Consider the following 14266-nt stretch of genomic DNA (forward strand, 5'->3'; position numbering starts at 1 on the left):
CGTTATCACAATGAATGGAATTTCTAACGAATCTCAGACACGTTATATCACGACATACTTCAGTATTGATCCGATAATAGCGCCCAAAAGAGTAACTAGCGTGTCTACGGTTCGTTAGAATTCCTAAACTACGATTTCCCCGCCAATAAGGCCGTCTGAGTTCGTTAGAAATATATTATTATCTAATCATTAGCAAAATTGAGGGTGCTGTCATTCACCACATGTTCATTCGCAATAAGCAGCCAAACCAAAAATAAAATCAGAACGTTGAAATCAAGTTCCCAAGCCCTAAGCTTACAAATTTGATTTATGTTCCCAATCTACCAAGCAACTTCTAACTATACTGTAACCATTCATGAGCCAGCTTCTTTTAAATCTAGATGTTGTATTGAACAGTTATTGTTGATGTGGCATCACCAATCTCTAATCTCACTTTAAAGAACCTAGGCGTCTTAAATCTGTATTATCCAGTCACAACCTATATCATTTCGCTCTCACCGATAAATGCACCTCATAGAAGGATTGGCCTCTACAGCCAATCCGGACCAGTCTACCAACACCCATTCCGGAGCTTTCGAGATTTGGCTATATATGCGGAGAGTGCTAGCCGTATGGGGAGCGCAGGGGACAGAAAAGACCTGTAGAAACAAAGTGTCCGCCTTTACTACCGGATTTCACCTTTGAAAAAGGTGATAGAAGAAATCTGGTAGTAACCAGCGGTCGAAAGGTTTTCTGGCCCCGAAGCGGCGCACCAACTAGCTGCACACACACTCCATATATAGCACTCTCTGAAACCTCCGTGAAAATAATTAGAGTCGCGCGTGTATAAAAGAGTTGCACCCGGTAACACTTGTTACTGAGGTGATTAACATGAATGAACAAAACAAAAAAACAAACCAAGAAGAAACTCCTAAAACAACTCAAGGAGTACCGGCTAGCCAGCCCTCTTCATGGAAAAGAGCAATGTCCAAACGCTGGGTCTTCCCGGCAGCCTACATCGCAGCAGCAGGCATTATACTAACCTTAGTGTGGGTCTATCAGGGCACAGGCGACAAAACGCTAAACTCGGACCCTGCTAGCGGGGTAGTAGAAACAGGCGCATCGGCGGGTACAGAAGGAACAGCAGTAGGTGGAGAAGAAGAAAGTGTGGAAGTTGTTGCAAAGTCGGAGAATTTTGTATGGCCGGTAGCGGTACCGTCCGAAATTTCGGTAGTAAAACCTTTCTATGATAGCGAAGCTTCAACCGAGGAACATGAAGCGGCAATGGTGCAGTACAATGATACATTCATCCCGAACACGGGTGTGGATCTGGCACGTGGGGATAACAAAACGTTTGAAGTCAAAGCAGCACTCGCCGGTAAAGTTACCCGGGTTGAGCAAAATCCGCTCACAGGTCAAGTTGTGGAAATCACACATAGCGATAACCTGAAGACGGTGTACCAAAGCTTGGCAGACGTCAAAGTGAAACAGGACGACGAAGTGAAACAGGGAGATGCGATTGCATCCGCTGGCGTCAATGAATTGGGTAAAACGCTTGGCAACCATCTTCACTTTGAAGTGTACGAAGATGGACAGCCGGTTAACCCGCAAGGATATCTTCCGGAAAAATAAATGAATTTTACCGCAGCAACATGACGGGCAGGGGGTTAAACCTCTGCTCTTTTTGTGCTTTTCAGAAAATAATGGGACCTTCGAAGCTTGTCACACCTCTAAACCGCGAATATATAGGCATGCTCCTCATATAATGTACCAAACTATCCACACAGTAGGGAGGCGGGAGCGTGCACGATTACATCAAGGAACGGACCATCAAAATTGGTCGCTGCATTGTTGAGACGAGGAATACGGTCCGTACCATAGCCAAAGAATTCGGCGTGTCAAAGAGTACTGTGCATAAGGATCTGACGGAGCGTCTGCCGGAAATCAACCCTGATCTTGCTGACCAGGTGAAACACATTTTGGAGTATCACAAGTCGATCCGCCATTTGCGGGGCGGTGAAGCGACCAAAATTAAATACAAAAAAACGAGTGGCAAGAAACGTGAGGTGTTGGCTTCCGCCAAATCGTAAGCATCTTCACAAAGACGTAGGCCAAAAAGCTCACACATGCATTGAATCCCTCCCCTGAAGTATGATATGTTAAATGCTGGTACAGGATCGAATTATGACATCTTATCAGCCCGATTTTTACATATATATGTTGCACTTTGTCGAACGAGCGGTGACGTGATAAGGGACTCTTTTTCACAGGATACGCTGACCAAATAATATCACTTTGGGGGCTCTTTTATGTTTAGCAAGGATATCGGTATTGATCTTGGCACGGCCAACGTGCTTATTCACGTGAAAGGAAGTGGGGTTGTCCTCGATGAACCTTCCGTCGTGACCATTGAAAGAGATACGAAGCGTGTCCTTGCTGTTGGGGAAGAAGCGCGTCGTATGGTGGGGCGTACTCCAGGTAACATTGTTGCCATTAGACCGCTGCGTGACGGCGTTATTGCGGACTTCGAGATTACAGAAGCGATGCTCAGGCATTTCATTAATCGTGTGGGTGCAAGAAGCTGGTACAGCCACCCTCGGATTTTGATCTGTGCACCAACGAACATTACTTCCGTGGAGCAGAAGGCCATCCGTGAGGCGGCAGAACGCAGTGGTGCCAAAGAAGTGTTTCTGGAAGAAGAGCCGAAAGCGGCAGCGATCGGTGCGGGAATGGATATTTTTCAGCCGAGCGGCAATATGGTCGTGGATATCGGCGGCGGTACGACTGACGTTGCAGTCCTTTCTATGGGCGACGTGGTCACCGCCTCTTCTATTAAAGTCGCAGGGGACAAGTTCGACGAAGCCATTATCAAGTTTATCAAAGCCAAGTACAAGCTCATGATCGGAGAACGGACCGCTGAAGATCTCAAAATTGCGATTGGTTCCGTGCATCCGGATGGAGGCCAAACGGAGATGGATATTCGCGGACGCGATATGGTATCCGGTCTGCCAGTTACCGTAACGGTATCGGGAAAAGAAGTACAGGAAGCACTGTGGGATTCCGTGCAATCCATCATCGTGGCAGCGAAGTCAGTATTGGAACGTACACCGCCTGAATTGTCAGCGGACATTATCGACCGTGGTGTTGTATTGACTGGCGGAGGTGCATTGCTGAACGGACTGGACGAGCTTTTGTCCAATGAATTGCATGTACCGGTATGGGTTGCGGAAGATCCAATGCACTGTGTCGTGAAGGGGACAGGCATAATGCTTAATAATTTGGATCAGGTAGTTAAGAAAAAGTTCTAATCTGCCGATATAAATAGCAAAGGTTCGCCATGCTCGGCAAGCAGAACGGGACAAGCAGCCAACCTGTGATGCAGGTCAAGCGCTTGAGGAGAGGGGTTAATTCATGTTAAGAGGTCTGTACACCGCTACTGCGGGAATGATTACGCAACAACGCCGCCATGACACAGCAACACAGAATATCGTAAATATGAACACCACGGGATACAAACAGGTGAACAGCGTAAGCCGTTCCTTCCCGGAAATGCTCATTACCTTGGTAGGCGGAGATGCAAATCTCCCGACAAAGCGGCTGGGCAAGCTGAACACGGGTGTGTTCGCGGAAGAAAGTTTGTCCATGAATTTGCAGGGGACCATTATGGAGACTGGGCAGAAAAATGATTTTTCCATTTCATCCAATATGACTGTCAATGATCCGCAGACTGGACAACCTGTCCCGTTTGACGCATCAGGCAAATTTGTACGGGCCGACGGCACGGTGACTTTCCAGCCTCAGGCGTATTTTACAGTTCAGGATGCAGAAGGTAACACCGGGTATACCCGCGATGGTCACTTCGAGATTACAGGAACGGGACAATTGCTGAGTTCAACAGGTTCACAAGTGTTGGATAATAATGGACAACCTGTAGTGTTGACAGGTTCTGTAGAGCAATTTAAAGTGGATGAGCAAGGCCGTTTGGTGGATGCAGCAACGGGTGCACCGACAGGAGTTACTCTCGGCATTAGTGTCATTGACCAGCCGAATCAACTGGTTCGTCAAGGTAATGGCAATTTCAGTCTTAGTGATGCAAACGGGGCAACGTCCCGGATGATGGCTGCCGGTGATAATGTGCAGATCCGTCAGGGTTACCTGGAAGGTTCCAATGTTGATGCCTCACAGGCAACGGTTGATATGAACGCCGCATTCCGTGCGTATGAAGCAAACCAGAAGATCGTACAATTCTACGACCGCAGTCTGGATAAAGCCGTCAATGAAGTCGGGCGTGTATAACGCCGACGTTTAAATATAACCGCGCAGCGGAGAGCCAAACGCCCTTTGCGCAGCAAAGCAAGGAGAGACCCCGCGGAGCGCAAGAGCCTAAACGCAGCCGAGTTTATGCGAGGAATGCGTGGCAGTACCTGAGCGAAGCGATGGTCTCGACAGTCCTTTGCGGAGCAAAGCAGGGAAGAGACCCCGCGGAGCTACAAGCCGCATAAAGAGCGTGCCGTGCTATGATTCAGCCATGTGAAACGATGGCGGGAATCATAGCACGGCAGTCGCGGCGCACACACACCACCGTCACTTAGCAAGATCGTACCCCACTTACCTAATCCGCCTGTTTCGGGAGTCCAGAGGGCAGCGCCATCTGGGGCCCTCCCTACTAGGGAGGGTTTGGGAGGGTGGACAGGACACAAGGGAGGGTATACCACCAATGAATAATTCCATGATTAGTGCTAAGGTGTCCATGACTGCCATACAGCAGCGTCTGGATGTCATTTCCGATAATATTGCCAACGTGAATACGGCAGGCTATAAGAGCAAGCAGGCGGCATTCGAGGATGTGCTGACCCGGGTTCAACAACAACCGGACAAGTACAAACTGGATGGGCGTTCCACACCGATGGGATATAACCTCGGTTTTGGTGCTCGTTTGGCAGATGTAACGAAGGATATGTCTCAAGGCCCCTTGAACGAGACTGGTCTTCCGACCGATCTGGCCATTGAGGGAAATGCGATGTTTGCAGTGGAAGCGAATGGGGAGAAAATGTGGACACGTCAGGGTGCATTTCATTTTGTACCTGATACAAGACCTAAGCCTACTCCGAATTCACCTGATATGATGGTGATGGTCAATGGCGAAGGCCACTTTGCCCTGGATCGTCAAGGCAATCGTATTACGGCACCGAATAATAGCAAAGTTGCTTTTGATGAAAATGGCAACCTGTTAATCCGACGCGGTAATGCGGCAAACGCAACCATTGGAGCACAGCTGCAAGTGGTAGACATTGAACGTCCTGAGGGGCTGGTGCAGTTTGCGGATAACCTGTTTGGTCTGGATGCGGGATTAACCGAAGATGATGTATTTGGCGCTAATGCAGCTACACGTCAAGCAGCGGCCTTGATCCGACCGGGATTTCTGGAGCAATCTAATGTTGATCTGACACAGGAGATGTCTTTGCTTATGCAAGGACAGCGGACATATCAGCTGGCGGCAAAGGCGCTAACTTCAAGTGATTCCATGTTGGGTCTTGCCAACAATATGAGAGCGTAAAAGGTGAATGTGATGACAGAAACACAGCAGCAGAACAGTAAGCCGGAGAAAAAGGAAGTCAAGAAGAAGAAGAGTGGATGGCGCATCGCAAGATGGTTCCTGGTTCCGATCCTGCTTGTTCTTGCCCTCGCTGGCGGAATGGTAGCTGGATATGTGGTACTGGGCAAACAGGATATCGGTTCCGTATGGCAATGGAGTACATGGGAACATGTATATAATCTGGTGTTCGCTCCATAATGTAACGAGTAAAGCGAAAACTCCTGCGCAGGCAGGAGTTTTCTTTTTGACGTTGAAAACAGTATAATGATGGATGACGTTTGACGTCACAAAAGAGGCTTCCCCTGCGAAAGACATTCGTCATCGCGAAGAGAGACCCCTTATCTTAACCTTCACTACTGCAGTCATGAAGGATATAACTAGTGTTAACCGAAAATATGCTTTCCATACAAAATTTAAAAATTAAAAACCCATTTATATGAGCTTTTGTTTTTGTCATGTTGTAGTTGACCTTGCAGCATCGAAGTAAGTGGAGGGAACGGAATCGTTCAGAAGAAGCGAAGCGCTCGCCTTTGTCACCGAATTTTGACCTCTCTGAGGTTGATCAAAAAAATTCGGAGACAACAGCGATCAGAGGGACGATCCGTAACCGTAACGACCACCGTAGCGCTAAGAGTCAATCCATGATGAAGAACGCTCATATAAACATTCCGAGAGGAGATTACACTGTGCTCGATATCAAACAGATTCAAGAAATCATCCCGCACCGCCCCCCGTTTCTGCTGGTGGACAAGATTCTAGAGATTGAGGATGGCAAACGTGCCGTTGGTTTGAAAAACGTAACCATTAACGAACCTTTCTTCATTGGTCATTTCCCAGAGTATCCGGTAATGCCGGGTGTACTGATTACAGAAGCGCTGGCGCAAGTTGGTGCAGTAGCCATTCTGAATTTGGAAGGCAACAAAGGAAAAATCGGCTTTTTGGCGGGACTGGACAACTTCCGATTCCGTGGACAAGTTGTGCCCGGAGATACGTTGATTCTGGAAGTGGAGATTACACGTCTGAAGGGTTCTATTGGTAAAGGTAAAGCAACTGCCCGAGTGAACGACAAAGTGGTCGCTGAAGGCGAGATCATGTTTGCACTGTCTGACCCAAGCTGATTACATACGTGAGCATTGACATCATGCAGGAACGTAGACGGACCGAATGATGCAAGATGCTGAAGTAACTCAGCATACCTGAATTTATATAGACGGAAGGGGTTTATCGGAATGGAACAGTTAAGCACAGCAGCAGCAGAGACGTTGCAGCAATGGTTGGAGGATGCTTCGATTGATGAAGCAACGAAACAGGAGCTTCGTGACTTGCAGGATCAGCCGAAAGAGCTGGAGGAACGATTTTACAGAAACCTGGAGTTTGGTACAGGAGGATTGCGCGGAGTCATCGGTGCGGGAAGCAACCGGATGAACCGTTACACCGTAGGTCGGGCAACCCAAGGATTTGCGCGTTATTTGCTTGAGCAGCATGGTGACCAAGAAGGCAAACCTTCTGTTGTCATTGCTCATGATTCCCGTCATTTCTCACCTGAATTCACACTGGATGCTGCGCTTGTACTGGCTGGAAACGGCATTGTAGCCAAGCTGTTCCCATCCCTGCGTTCAACTCCTGAGTTGTCATTCGCGGTGCGTCATCAGAAGGCAACTGGCGGAATCGTTGTAACAGCGAGTCATAACCCACCGGAATATAACGGCTACAAAGTTTACAATCATGAGGGCGGTCAATTGGTACCGGCTGAAGCGGAAAAAGTCATTCAGTACATTCAGGAAGTACCTTCCCTTGCTGACGTGAAGAAACTGACGCAAGAAGAAGCAGAAGCTCAGGGGCTCCTGATCTGGTTGGGCGAAGACCAAGATCAAGCATTTGTGGATACCGTAGCAAGCCGTAGTCTGAGCCGCGAACTGATCCAATCCGGCATAGGCAGTGATTTCAAAATCGTTTACACACCGCTGCACGGAACAGGTAACATCCCTGTACGTCGCGTGTTGGAGCAGATCGGATTCGAGCAAGTGCATATTGTATCTGAACAGGAACAGCCGGATGCTGAGTTCTCCACGGTGAAATCCCCTAACCCGGAAGAACGCGAAGCGTTTACGCTTGCAATGAAGCTGGGAGAATCCGTGGGCGCTGATATTCTGATCGGAACAGATCCGGATGCAGACCGTATGGGTGCTGTCGTGAAAGACAATGATGGCAAATATTTCGTCTTGTCCGGTAACCAGTCTGGTGCCATTATGGTACATTACCTGCTCAGTCGCCTGCAAGAGACTGGAACATTGCCAAGCAATGGTGCAGTTGTCAAAACGATCGTAACAAGTGAGATGGGTGCTGTTATTGCCGAACATTACGGTGCAGAAGTGATGAACACACTGACAGGCTTCAAATATATCGGTGAAAAAATGAACCAGTTCGAAGCAACAGGCAGTCATACATTCTTGTTCGGATATGAAGAGAGTTATGGCTACCTTTCAGGCAACTATGCCCGTGACAAGGATGCTGTCCTTGCCTCGATGCTGATTGCTGAAGCAGCTGCGTATTATAAGAGCCAAGGCAAGACGCTGTATGATGTCTTGCAAGAGCTGTACAACCAATTCGGATACTTCTTGGAGAAGCTGGAGTCCCGTACGCTGAAAGGCAAAGACGGCGTAGCTCAGATTCAAGCCAAAATGACGGACTGGCGTTCCAATCCGCCACAAGAAGTAGCGGGAATTGCGGTACAAGATGTACTGGACTACTCCCTTGGTCTGGACGGTCTTCCGAAGGAGAACGTACTGAAGTTCATTTTGGCAGACGGTTCATGGTTCTGCTTGCGTCCTTCAGGAACAGAACCGAAGATCAAAGTATACTTCGCCGTGCGTGGAGAGAATTTGGAAGATGCGGAAAGCCGGATCGAGCGTCTGGTGACTACAGTGATGTCGCGTGTAGACGCACAATAATACGAATGTAACAATGAGCAAGAACATGAGAAGGCCTCTCCGCACCGTAAGGTTGGTTGGCGGAGGGGTTTTTCTTTGAAATAAAAGTGTAGAGGGTTCTAGCATATAAGAGGGCTTGTTGACACAAGCTGTTTGTAACCTATTGTATGAATGTTAAATGAACGAATTACTTGAGCTGAACGTGCATTTGGTTCCAACACTTGAGGAGGTACATGTAGTGCGTCAAAAATGGCTTTATTGGAATAACGCTTCACGGAAGTGGTTGTGGCTCGTCGTTATTATCGGTCTGGTTGCGTCCATCCCTGTCATCAGTGATCGGGTGCAGACAGAATCTTCTGCCAAAAAGGTGGAACTTGTTTTCAACTATCGAGGACTGCTGGATATCTCAGCGTATCAGGCACATCCGCAAGATTTCATGAATGAACAATTGACTCGTCTGAAAGACGCAGGCGTAACAACGATGGCTGTGTTCGAAAGTACATTGGACGAGCTGAGAAAGACACGCCGACTAATGGTATATAACGGCCAGGATCTCGCGAACCTGACCAAAGATGTGATCCCTTCTAATGCAAATTACACGTATGTATTATTTACATCGGAGGAAAACGCACAGACGTATACCCCTATTATTGAACAAACGTTCGCTGATCGGCAGATTCCGGTAGTACCATGGGAATATGAAGGTCGTAGCGGCTTAATATTGCAGACTCCTCCGGAGAATGCCAACATGCAGCCTTTGCAGCCCGATCCGGTTGCCGTGAAGATGCTGCGTGATAAAGGTTTCTACATTTTGCCGCGGATATCGGACAGTGTGCCATACAGCCAGGAATCGATGGAGCGCTTGCTTACCTTCTTCGAAGAGAATGGCGTAAAGCGCATCTTGTTTGATGGTGATGCTGTGAAAGGGTACAATGATAATGCAGAGATGAAGAGTCTCGACCAATTCGCACAGTTGCTGAACAAGCACAATATTGGTCTTGCAGCTATCGAGAACTTGAAGAAACCGCAGTCTGGGTTCGAGACCCTTGCTTATAAAACGGATTACAACGTTACGCGTCTGTACTCGCTTAGTGATGGAGATGCCAATCTGGACGTAGATACGATTGCTGACCGTTTTGTTCTCGCAACCAAGGATCGCAACATTCGTATGCTCTATATGAATGCATCACCAAGCCGGAATACAGCAAAGGCCATGATTACAGATCCAATTGAGAATCTGATCAACAGCCTGGGTGAGCCGGGTCATGCCGTAGAACGCATGGCGAAGCATGGATTCGAGCTAGGACAAGCTGAAGCATTTACAGTTAAGGATTCTTCGATTCAGCGTTATGCCAAGCTGGTTGCTCTTGTTGGTGCAATTGCCATGATTGCACTTATGGTTTCTTATTTTATCCCACTACTGACCTTGATCGCATTTGTGGTTGCTTTGGTGGGCAGTGCAGGATTGTTCCTCTTGAAACCAACGCTGCTGGAGCAAGGAATCGCCTTGCTTGTGGCAATCTCCGCGCCGACTATAGCAATGGTGCTGGCCGTTCGTACAGTGAACTATCAGCAACAGCGTCAACCAGATGCATCTGCGGGTCGTCGTTTGAAACAAACATTAGTTTTATATGTAAGAACGTCAATTCTGTCATTCCTGGCGGTACCTTTTGTCATCGCGTTGCTTAACAGTATTACGTACAGTCTGGTAATTAACCAGTTCCGCGGCGTAAGTCTGTTGCACTTTGCACCTATGGCACTGGTAGCGATCTACATTGTGTTTTATCGTGGTTCGGGATCGTTCTCTATTAAGAAAATTAAAGAAATGCTTCGTATGCCAATTAATGTTTTGATGGTTGTTTTGGCACTTGTTGCTGCCGTTGTTGGATACTATTACTTGAGCCGTACAGGCAACTCGGGTTCAGTAACACCATTCGAGATGTTCCTTCGTACCACGTTGGAAGATACGTTCGGTGTACGTCCGAGATTCAAAGAATTTATGCTGGGACACCCGCTGTTTATCGTTGGCGTGTTCGCCGCTTTAAAATATCGTAAAGTCATCTTTGTGCTCATTATTGCAGCGATTGGGCAATTGTCCATGGTGGATACGTTCGCGCATATCCATACGCCGGCTGTATTGTCACTCATTCGTGGAGTGATGGGATTGGGACTTGGCTTAATCTTCGGTATCATTGCTGTGGGTGTGTGGCAAGTAGCGGAAGGATGTTGGAAAAAATGGTCACCACTTCTCAAAAGTTAGTCATCTCGGGGTATTACGGATTCCGCAATAGCGGAGACGAAGCGGTGCTAAAGTCGATTTTGACAGCGCTGGAAGAGGAAAGCCAAAGGTCGAACATAACCATTGAACCTATTGTTCTCTCGGGTGATCCCGAGTCAACAACCGCAATGTACGGTGTACGCTCCGTGCATCGCATGAAATTGAAGGAAGTCCGTGAAGCGCTCAAGGAGAGCGACGGGTTAATCAGTGGCGGAGGAAGTCTATTGCAGGATGCAACTGGACTGAAATCCATTCCTTATTATCTGGGTGTAATCAAGCTGGCCCAGTGGCTGAAAAAACCAACGTTTATCTATGCACAGGGGATCGGCCCTGTGAATCGTAAAATTTTTAATCCAATGATCAAATCAGTCTTCAAGGCCTGCACCTATGTATCCGTTCGGGATGAACAATCTGCAGACTACCTGCGTGGGCTCGGGTTACAGTGGAATCAGATCCATGTTGTACCCGACCCCGTAATGGGCTTGCCATTACCTGAAACAAAAGTTGAGAGGGGCGCAGGTGCTGTCTCAGCAGATGCTGCTACTCAAGCTAATCGAGTGGAACCTTCAACTGGAGGACATACCAAGCTTCCTGTGATCGGCGTATCGGTACGTTTTTGGGAGTCAGACCGGAAGGAACTTACGGCTATTGCCGCCGGATTGAAAAAGCTGTGCTCCAAAAGAGCGGTGCACTTGCGTTTTCTACCATTTCATCTGCCAGTGGATGAACAGGCATCACGATTCCTTATGGAAATGCTCGGTGATGTGACCAGCAAGGGCAGCGAGATTAGCATCACAGAAGATCTGACCGACCCTCAGCTTATGCTGGAGGAAGTCAGCAAGTGTGATCTTGTCATCGGTATGCGTCTGCACAGTCTGATCTATGCAGCTTCGCAATATGTGCCTCCGGTGGGTATCTCGTATGATCCGAAAATTGATCAATTCCTGCTCCGTCTGGACAGTGAACCAGCAGGAAATACGGATACACTCGATGGCGACAAACTCGCCAAGACTGTTGTTGGACTGCTGGATCAACGTTCACAATGGTTGAAGGAACATGAAGAAGGCATCACCCAACTGAAGCAGGAAGCCAGAGTGCCTGCACAGCAGATTATCAACTATTTAGGCCGCAAAGGATGAGATAAAGATGAGTCAGACCGGATCAATACCTACCGTTTCGATCTACGGCATTCCTTTTTCCAAACTGACGATGAAAGAAACGGTAAAGGTTCTCCAGGAAGCTGTGCTATCCAAGCAGACACCACATCAGGTCATTACAGCCAATCCAATTATGGTTATGGCCGCATTGGAAAATCCCGCAATCATGGAAGTCATGCAAGCTGCGGAATTGATTGTTCCTGATGGAACAGGTGTCGTATGGGCTGCAAACTATTGTGGAAATCCTGTAGCTGAGCGAGTGCCGGGTTTTGAGCTTTTACATGAATTGCTGCGTGTTGGAGAAAACTATCGATGGGGCGTATATCTGCTTGGTTCCACCCCTGAGGTGATTCAAGAAACGGCAGTTCGGTTACAACAGCAATATCCGGCGATTCGAATTGTGGGTTATCGCGACGGTTATTTTGGTCCGGCTGAGGATGAACAGGTCATCGCTTCTATTCGGGAAGCGGCACCTGATCTGTTGTTTGTAGCACGTGGGGCGGACACCCAAGAACCGTGGATTCACAAGCACAAAGATGCACTACGGGTTCCTGTAACCATGGGCGTTGGCGGCAGCTTTGATGTGATTTCGGGCAAAACCAAACGTGCGCCTATGCTGTTCCAAAAGTTAAGACTGGAGTGGTTCTATCGCTTATTGCGTGAACCAAGCCGGGCTGGACGGATGCTTGCGCTTCCGAAATTCGCTGTTAAGGTGATGCGTGACAAAGAAAACGTGACGAAAGTCCGTTAAAAACAGGTAATTGCGAGATAAATGCGTGTTTTTGCTAGAAATTGAGGATGGCTTTTCGGGTGTGATGAGCGTATAATTCATTCCGGATTACATGTGTGCCGCTCCATGAAAAACGGAAGTTGTTGCATACGGCCACTTCGATGTCAGAATAACCTTTTGATCGCTGTTATCTCTGGATTTCTTTTATCCACCTTTACAAGGTTGAAATCCCGCGATAGCATATGCTTACGATGTAGCTTTCTTTCAGAAAGCTTGTAGGCGAACGCTTCGCTTCTACAGGTTATTTCTGCCCTCTCCGTTCTGGTGCAAATTGCATTTTTCATCAAAAGTGACTAACAAATAATTTTATATATAAAAAGAGATCAGGGGATTTATAATTTCGTACAGGTATTATAATTGGGGGTCGAATGTTCAAATGGTAGCGATCTTTATCATTGGATTTATCGTGTCAATGGGACTGGCTCTTGCCCTGACACCACTTGTCAAAAAGTTCGCAGTCCGCATTGGCGCGATGGATACGCCGAATGCACGTAAAGTACACACACGGATCATGCCACGTCTTGGTGGTCTGGGGATATTCTTGGCCTTTATTATTACAGTTGCTGCATTGCTTCCGTTTGTATCGGCATGGTTCACGACTCGGGATATGAGTTTTGTCAGTGCGTTTCTGATTGGTGGAACTATTATCGTGCTGATCGGAGCACTCGATGATCGGTTTGAACTATCGGCCAAAGTGAAGTTGCTTGGTCAGATCGTTGCTGCTTCTGTTGTTGTATTCGGATTTAATATCCGGGTAGATTTCGTTAACATTCCGTTTCAGGATTCCTACTCTTCACTCGAAGCTTGGGTATCCATACCGCTGACGATCTTCTGGATCGTTGGTGTAACCAATGCGATTAACCTGATTGATGGTCTGGATGGTCTGGCAGCCGGTGTATCTGGTATTGCAATTGGTACCATTGCCGTAATGTCATTCCTCATGGGTAACATGATGATTGCCTTGATGTGCCTTGTGTTGTTGGGTAGTATTATCGGATTCCTGTTCTTTAACTTCCACCCGGCCAAGATCTTCATGGGGGATACCGGATCACTATTCCTTGGTTTCTCTCTGGCGATGCTGTCCATGCTGGGATTCAAACAAATTGCTATCGTGTCCTTTATTACACCGCTGATTATTATCGGTGTGCCGCTCTCGGATACCTTCTTCGCGATTATCCGTCGTGCGGTACAACGGAAACCGATTTTCGCACCGGACAAAGGTCACCTGCATCACTGCTTGCGTGAACTTGGTTTCAGTCACCGTCAGACGGTGCTGATCATATACGGAATTGCCGCGTTCTTCGGAGTTCTGGCGATTATCCAATCTTCCGCTGCCATGTTTGAAGCGAACTGGGTAACGTTTGTGGTCATCTGTATCATGATGTTCTTCCTCCAGGTGGGAGCAGAAGTCATCGGGCTTGTTAGCAAAACGAGAAGACCGGTTATTAACTTCCTGATGCGCATGCGCGTCAAGCTAAATCCGGAGACTCGTTCGAAATCATAAATAGATAAATGTAATGGTTACAGCTATTCTTG

At 47.7% G+C, this 14266-nt stretch carries 12 protein-coding genes; all 12 read left to right on the forward strand.

Features of this window, described 5'->3' with window-relative positions:
- The first annotated feature begins 870 nt into the window (after positions 1 to 870).
- The 12 genes from ACDJ59_RS28815 to ACDJ59_RS28870 all read left to right on the forward strand — a co-directional run bounded on the left by ACDJ59_RS28815 (position 871) and on the right by ACDJ59_RS28870 (position 14234).
- Positions 871 to 1611, forward strand: coding sequence for a M23 family metallopeptidase (locus tag ACDJ59_RS28815; RefSeq protein WP_036667765.1), 741 nt, complete (start codon positions 871 to 873; stop codon positions 1609 to 1611).
- Positions 1612 to 1781: 170 nt separating this feature from the next.
- Positions 1782 to 2069, forward strand: coding sequence for a sporulation transcriptional regulator SpoIIID (spoIIID, locus tag ACDJ59_RS28820; RefSeq protein WP_024632710.1), 288 nt, complete (start codon positions 1782 to 1784; stop codon positions 2067 to 2069).
- Positions 2070 to 2288: 219 nt separating this feature from the next.
- Entirely contained in the window at positions 2289 to 3287 is a 999-nt protein-coding gene (locus tag ACDJ59_RS28825) for a rod shape-determining protein (RefSeq protein WP_076209800.1), read from the forward strand.
- A 103-nt stretch (positions 3288 to 3390) separates the two neighbouring features.
- Positions 3391 to 4275 carry a flagellar hook-basal body protein gene (locus ACDJ59_RS28830; RefSeq protein WP_413407032.1) on the forward strand — a complete coding sequence of 295 codons (885 nt, stop codon included), beginning with the start codon at positions 3391 to 3393 and terminating at the stop codon, positions 4273 to 4275.
- Between the two features lie 421 nt (positions 4276 to 4696).
- On the forward strand, positions 4697 to 5536 hold the full coding sequence (locus ACDJ59_RS28835) for a flagellar hook-basal body protein (protein WP_076319216.1): 840 nt from the start codon (positions 4697 to 4699) through the stop codon (positions 5534 to 5536).
- A gap of 12 nt (positions 5537 to 5548) precedes the next feature.
- Complete coding sequence (locus ACDJ59_RS28840) at positions 5549 to 5773, forward strand: DNA-directed RNA polymerase subunit beta (RefSeq protein ID WP_413407033.1); 225 nt, start codon at positions 5549 to 5551, stop codon at positions 5771 to 5773.
- Positions 5774 to 6261: 488 nt separating this feature from the next.
- Positions 6262 to 6693, forward strand: a complete 432-nt coding sequence (fabZ, locus tag ACDJ59_RS28845; RefSeq protein ID WP_036613058.1) for a 3-hydroxyacyl-ACP dehydratase FabZ — start codon at positions 6262 to 6264, stop codon at positions 6691 to 6693.
- A gap of 111 nt (positions 6694 to 6804) precedes the next feature.
- Positions 6805 to 8526: a phospho-sugar mutase gene (locus ACDJ59_RS28850; RefSeq protein ID WP_413407034.1), complete on the forward strand. Its 1722-nt coding sequence runs from the start codon at positions 6805 to 6807 to the stop codon at positions 8524 to 8526.
- A 217-nt stretch (positions 8527 to 8743) separates the two neighbouring features.
- Positions 8744 to 10765, forward strand: coding sequence for a DUF5693 family protein (locus ACDJ59_RS28855; RefSeq protein WP_413407035.1), 2022 nt, complete (start codon positions 8744 to 8746; stop codon positions 10763 to 10765).
- Complete coding sequence (csaB, locus tag ACDJ59_RS28860) at positions 10741 to 11922, forward strand: polysaccharide pyruvyl transferase CsaB (RefSeq protein WP_413407036.1); 1182 nt, start codon at positions 10741 to 10743, stop codon at positions 11920 to 11922. Before ACDJ59_RS28855 ends, csaB begins: the two co-directional genes overlap by 25 nt.
- A 7-nt stretch (positions 11923 to 11929) precedes the next feature.
- On the forward strand, positions 11930 to 12691 hold the full coding sequence (locus tag ACDJ59_RS28865) for a WecB/TagA/CpsF family glycosyltransferase (RefSeq protein WP_413407037.1): 762 nt from the start codon (positions 11930 to 11932) through the stop codon (positions 12689 to 12691).
- A 415-nt stretch (positions 12692 to 13106) separates the two neighbouring features.
- The gene (locus ACDJ59_RS28870) at positions 13107 to 14234 is read left to right on the forward strand and encodes a glycosyltransferase family 4 protein (protein ID WP_036667762.1); all 1128 of its coding nucleotides are present in this window, start codon (positions 13107 to 13109) and stop codon (positions 14232 to 14234) included.
- Positions 14235 to 14266 lie beyond the last annotated feature (32 nt).

It is taken from the genome of Paenibacillus amylolyticus, assembly GCF_047302515.1.
GTDB classification, from domain to species: domain Bacteria; phylum Bacillota; class Bacilli; order Paenibacillales; family Paenibacillaceae; genus Paenibacillus; species Paenibacillus amylolyticus_G.

Coding starts and splice junctions, on each gene's coding strand:
- ACDJ59_RS28815 (WP_036667765.1), top strand. CDS start 871: ATGAATGAACAAAACAAAAAAACAAACCAAGAAGAAACTCCTAAAACA.
- ACDJ59_RS28825 (WP_076209800.1), top strand. CDS start 2,289: ATGTTTAGCAAGGATATCGGTATTGATCTTGGCACGGCCAACGTGCTT.
- ACDJ59_RS28830 (WP_413407032.1), top strand. CDS start 3,391: ATGTTAAGAGGTCTGTACACCGCTACTGCGGGAATGATTACGCAACAA.
- ACDJ59_RS28835 (WP_076319216.1), top strand. CDS start 4,697: ATGAATAATTCCATGATTAGTGCTAAGGTGTCCATGACTGCCATACAG.
- ACDJ59_RS28840 (WP_413407033.1), top strand. CDS start 5,549: ATGACAGAAACACAGCAGCAGAACAGTAAGCCGGAGAAAAAGGAAGTC.
- ACDJ59_RS28850 (WP_413407034.1), top strand. CDS start 6,805: ATGGAACAGTTAAGCACAGCAGCAGCAGAGACGTTGCAGCAATGGTTG.
- csaB (WP_413407036.1), top strand. CDS start 10,741: ATGGTCACCACTTCTCAAAAGTTAGTCATCTCGGGGTATTACGGATTC.
- ACDJ59_RS28865 (WP_413407037.1), top strand. CDS start 11,930: ATGAGTCAGACCGGATCAATACCTACCGTTTCGATCTACGGCATTCCT.
- ACDJ59_RS28870 (WP_036667762.1), top strand. CDS start 13,107: ATGGTAGCGATCTTTATCATTGGATTTATCGTGTCAATGGGACTGGCT.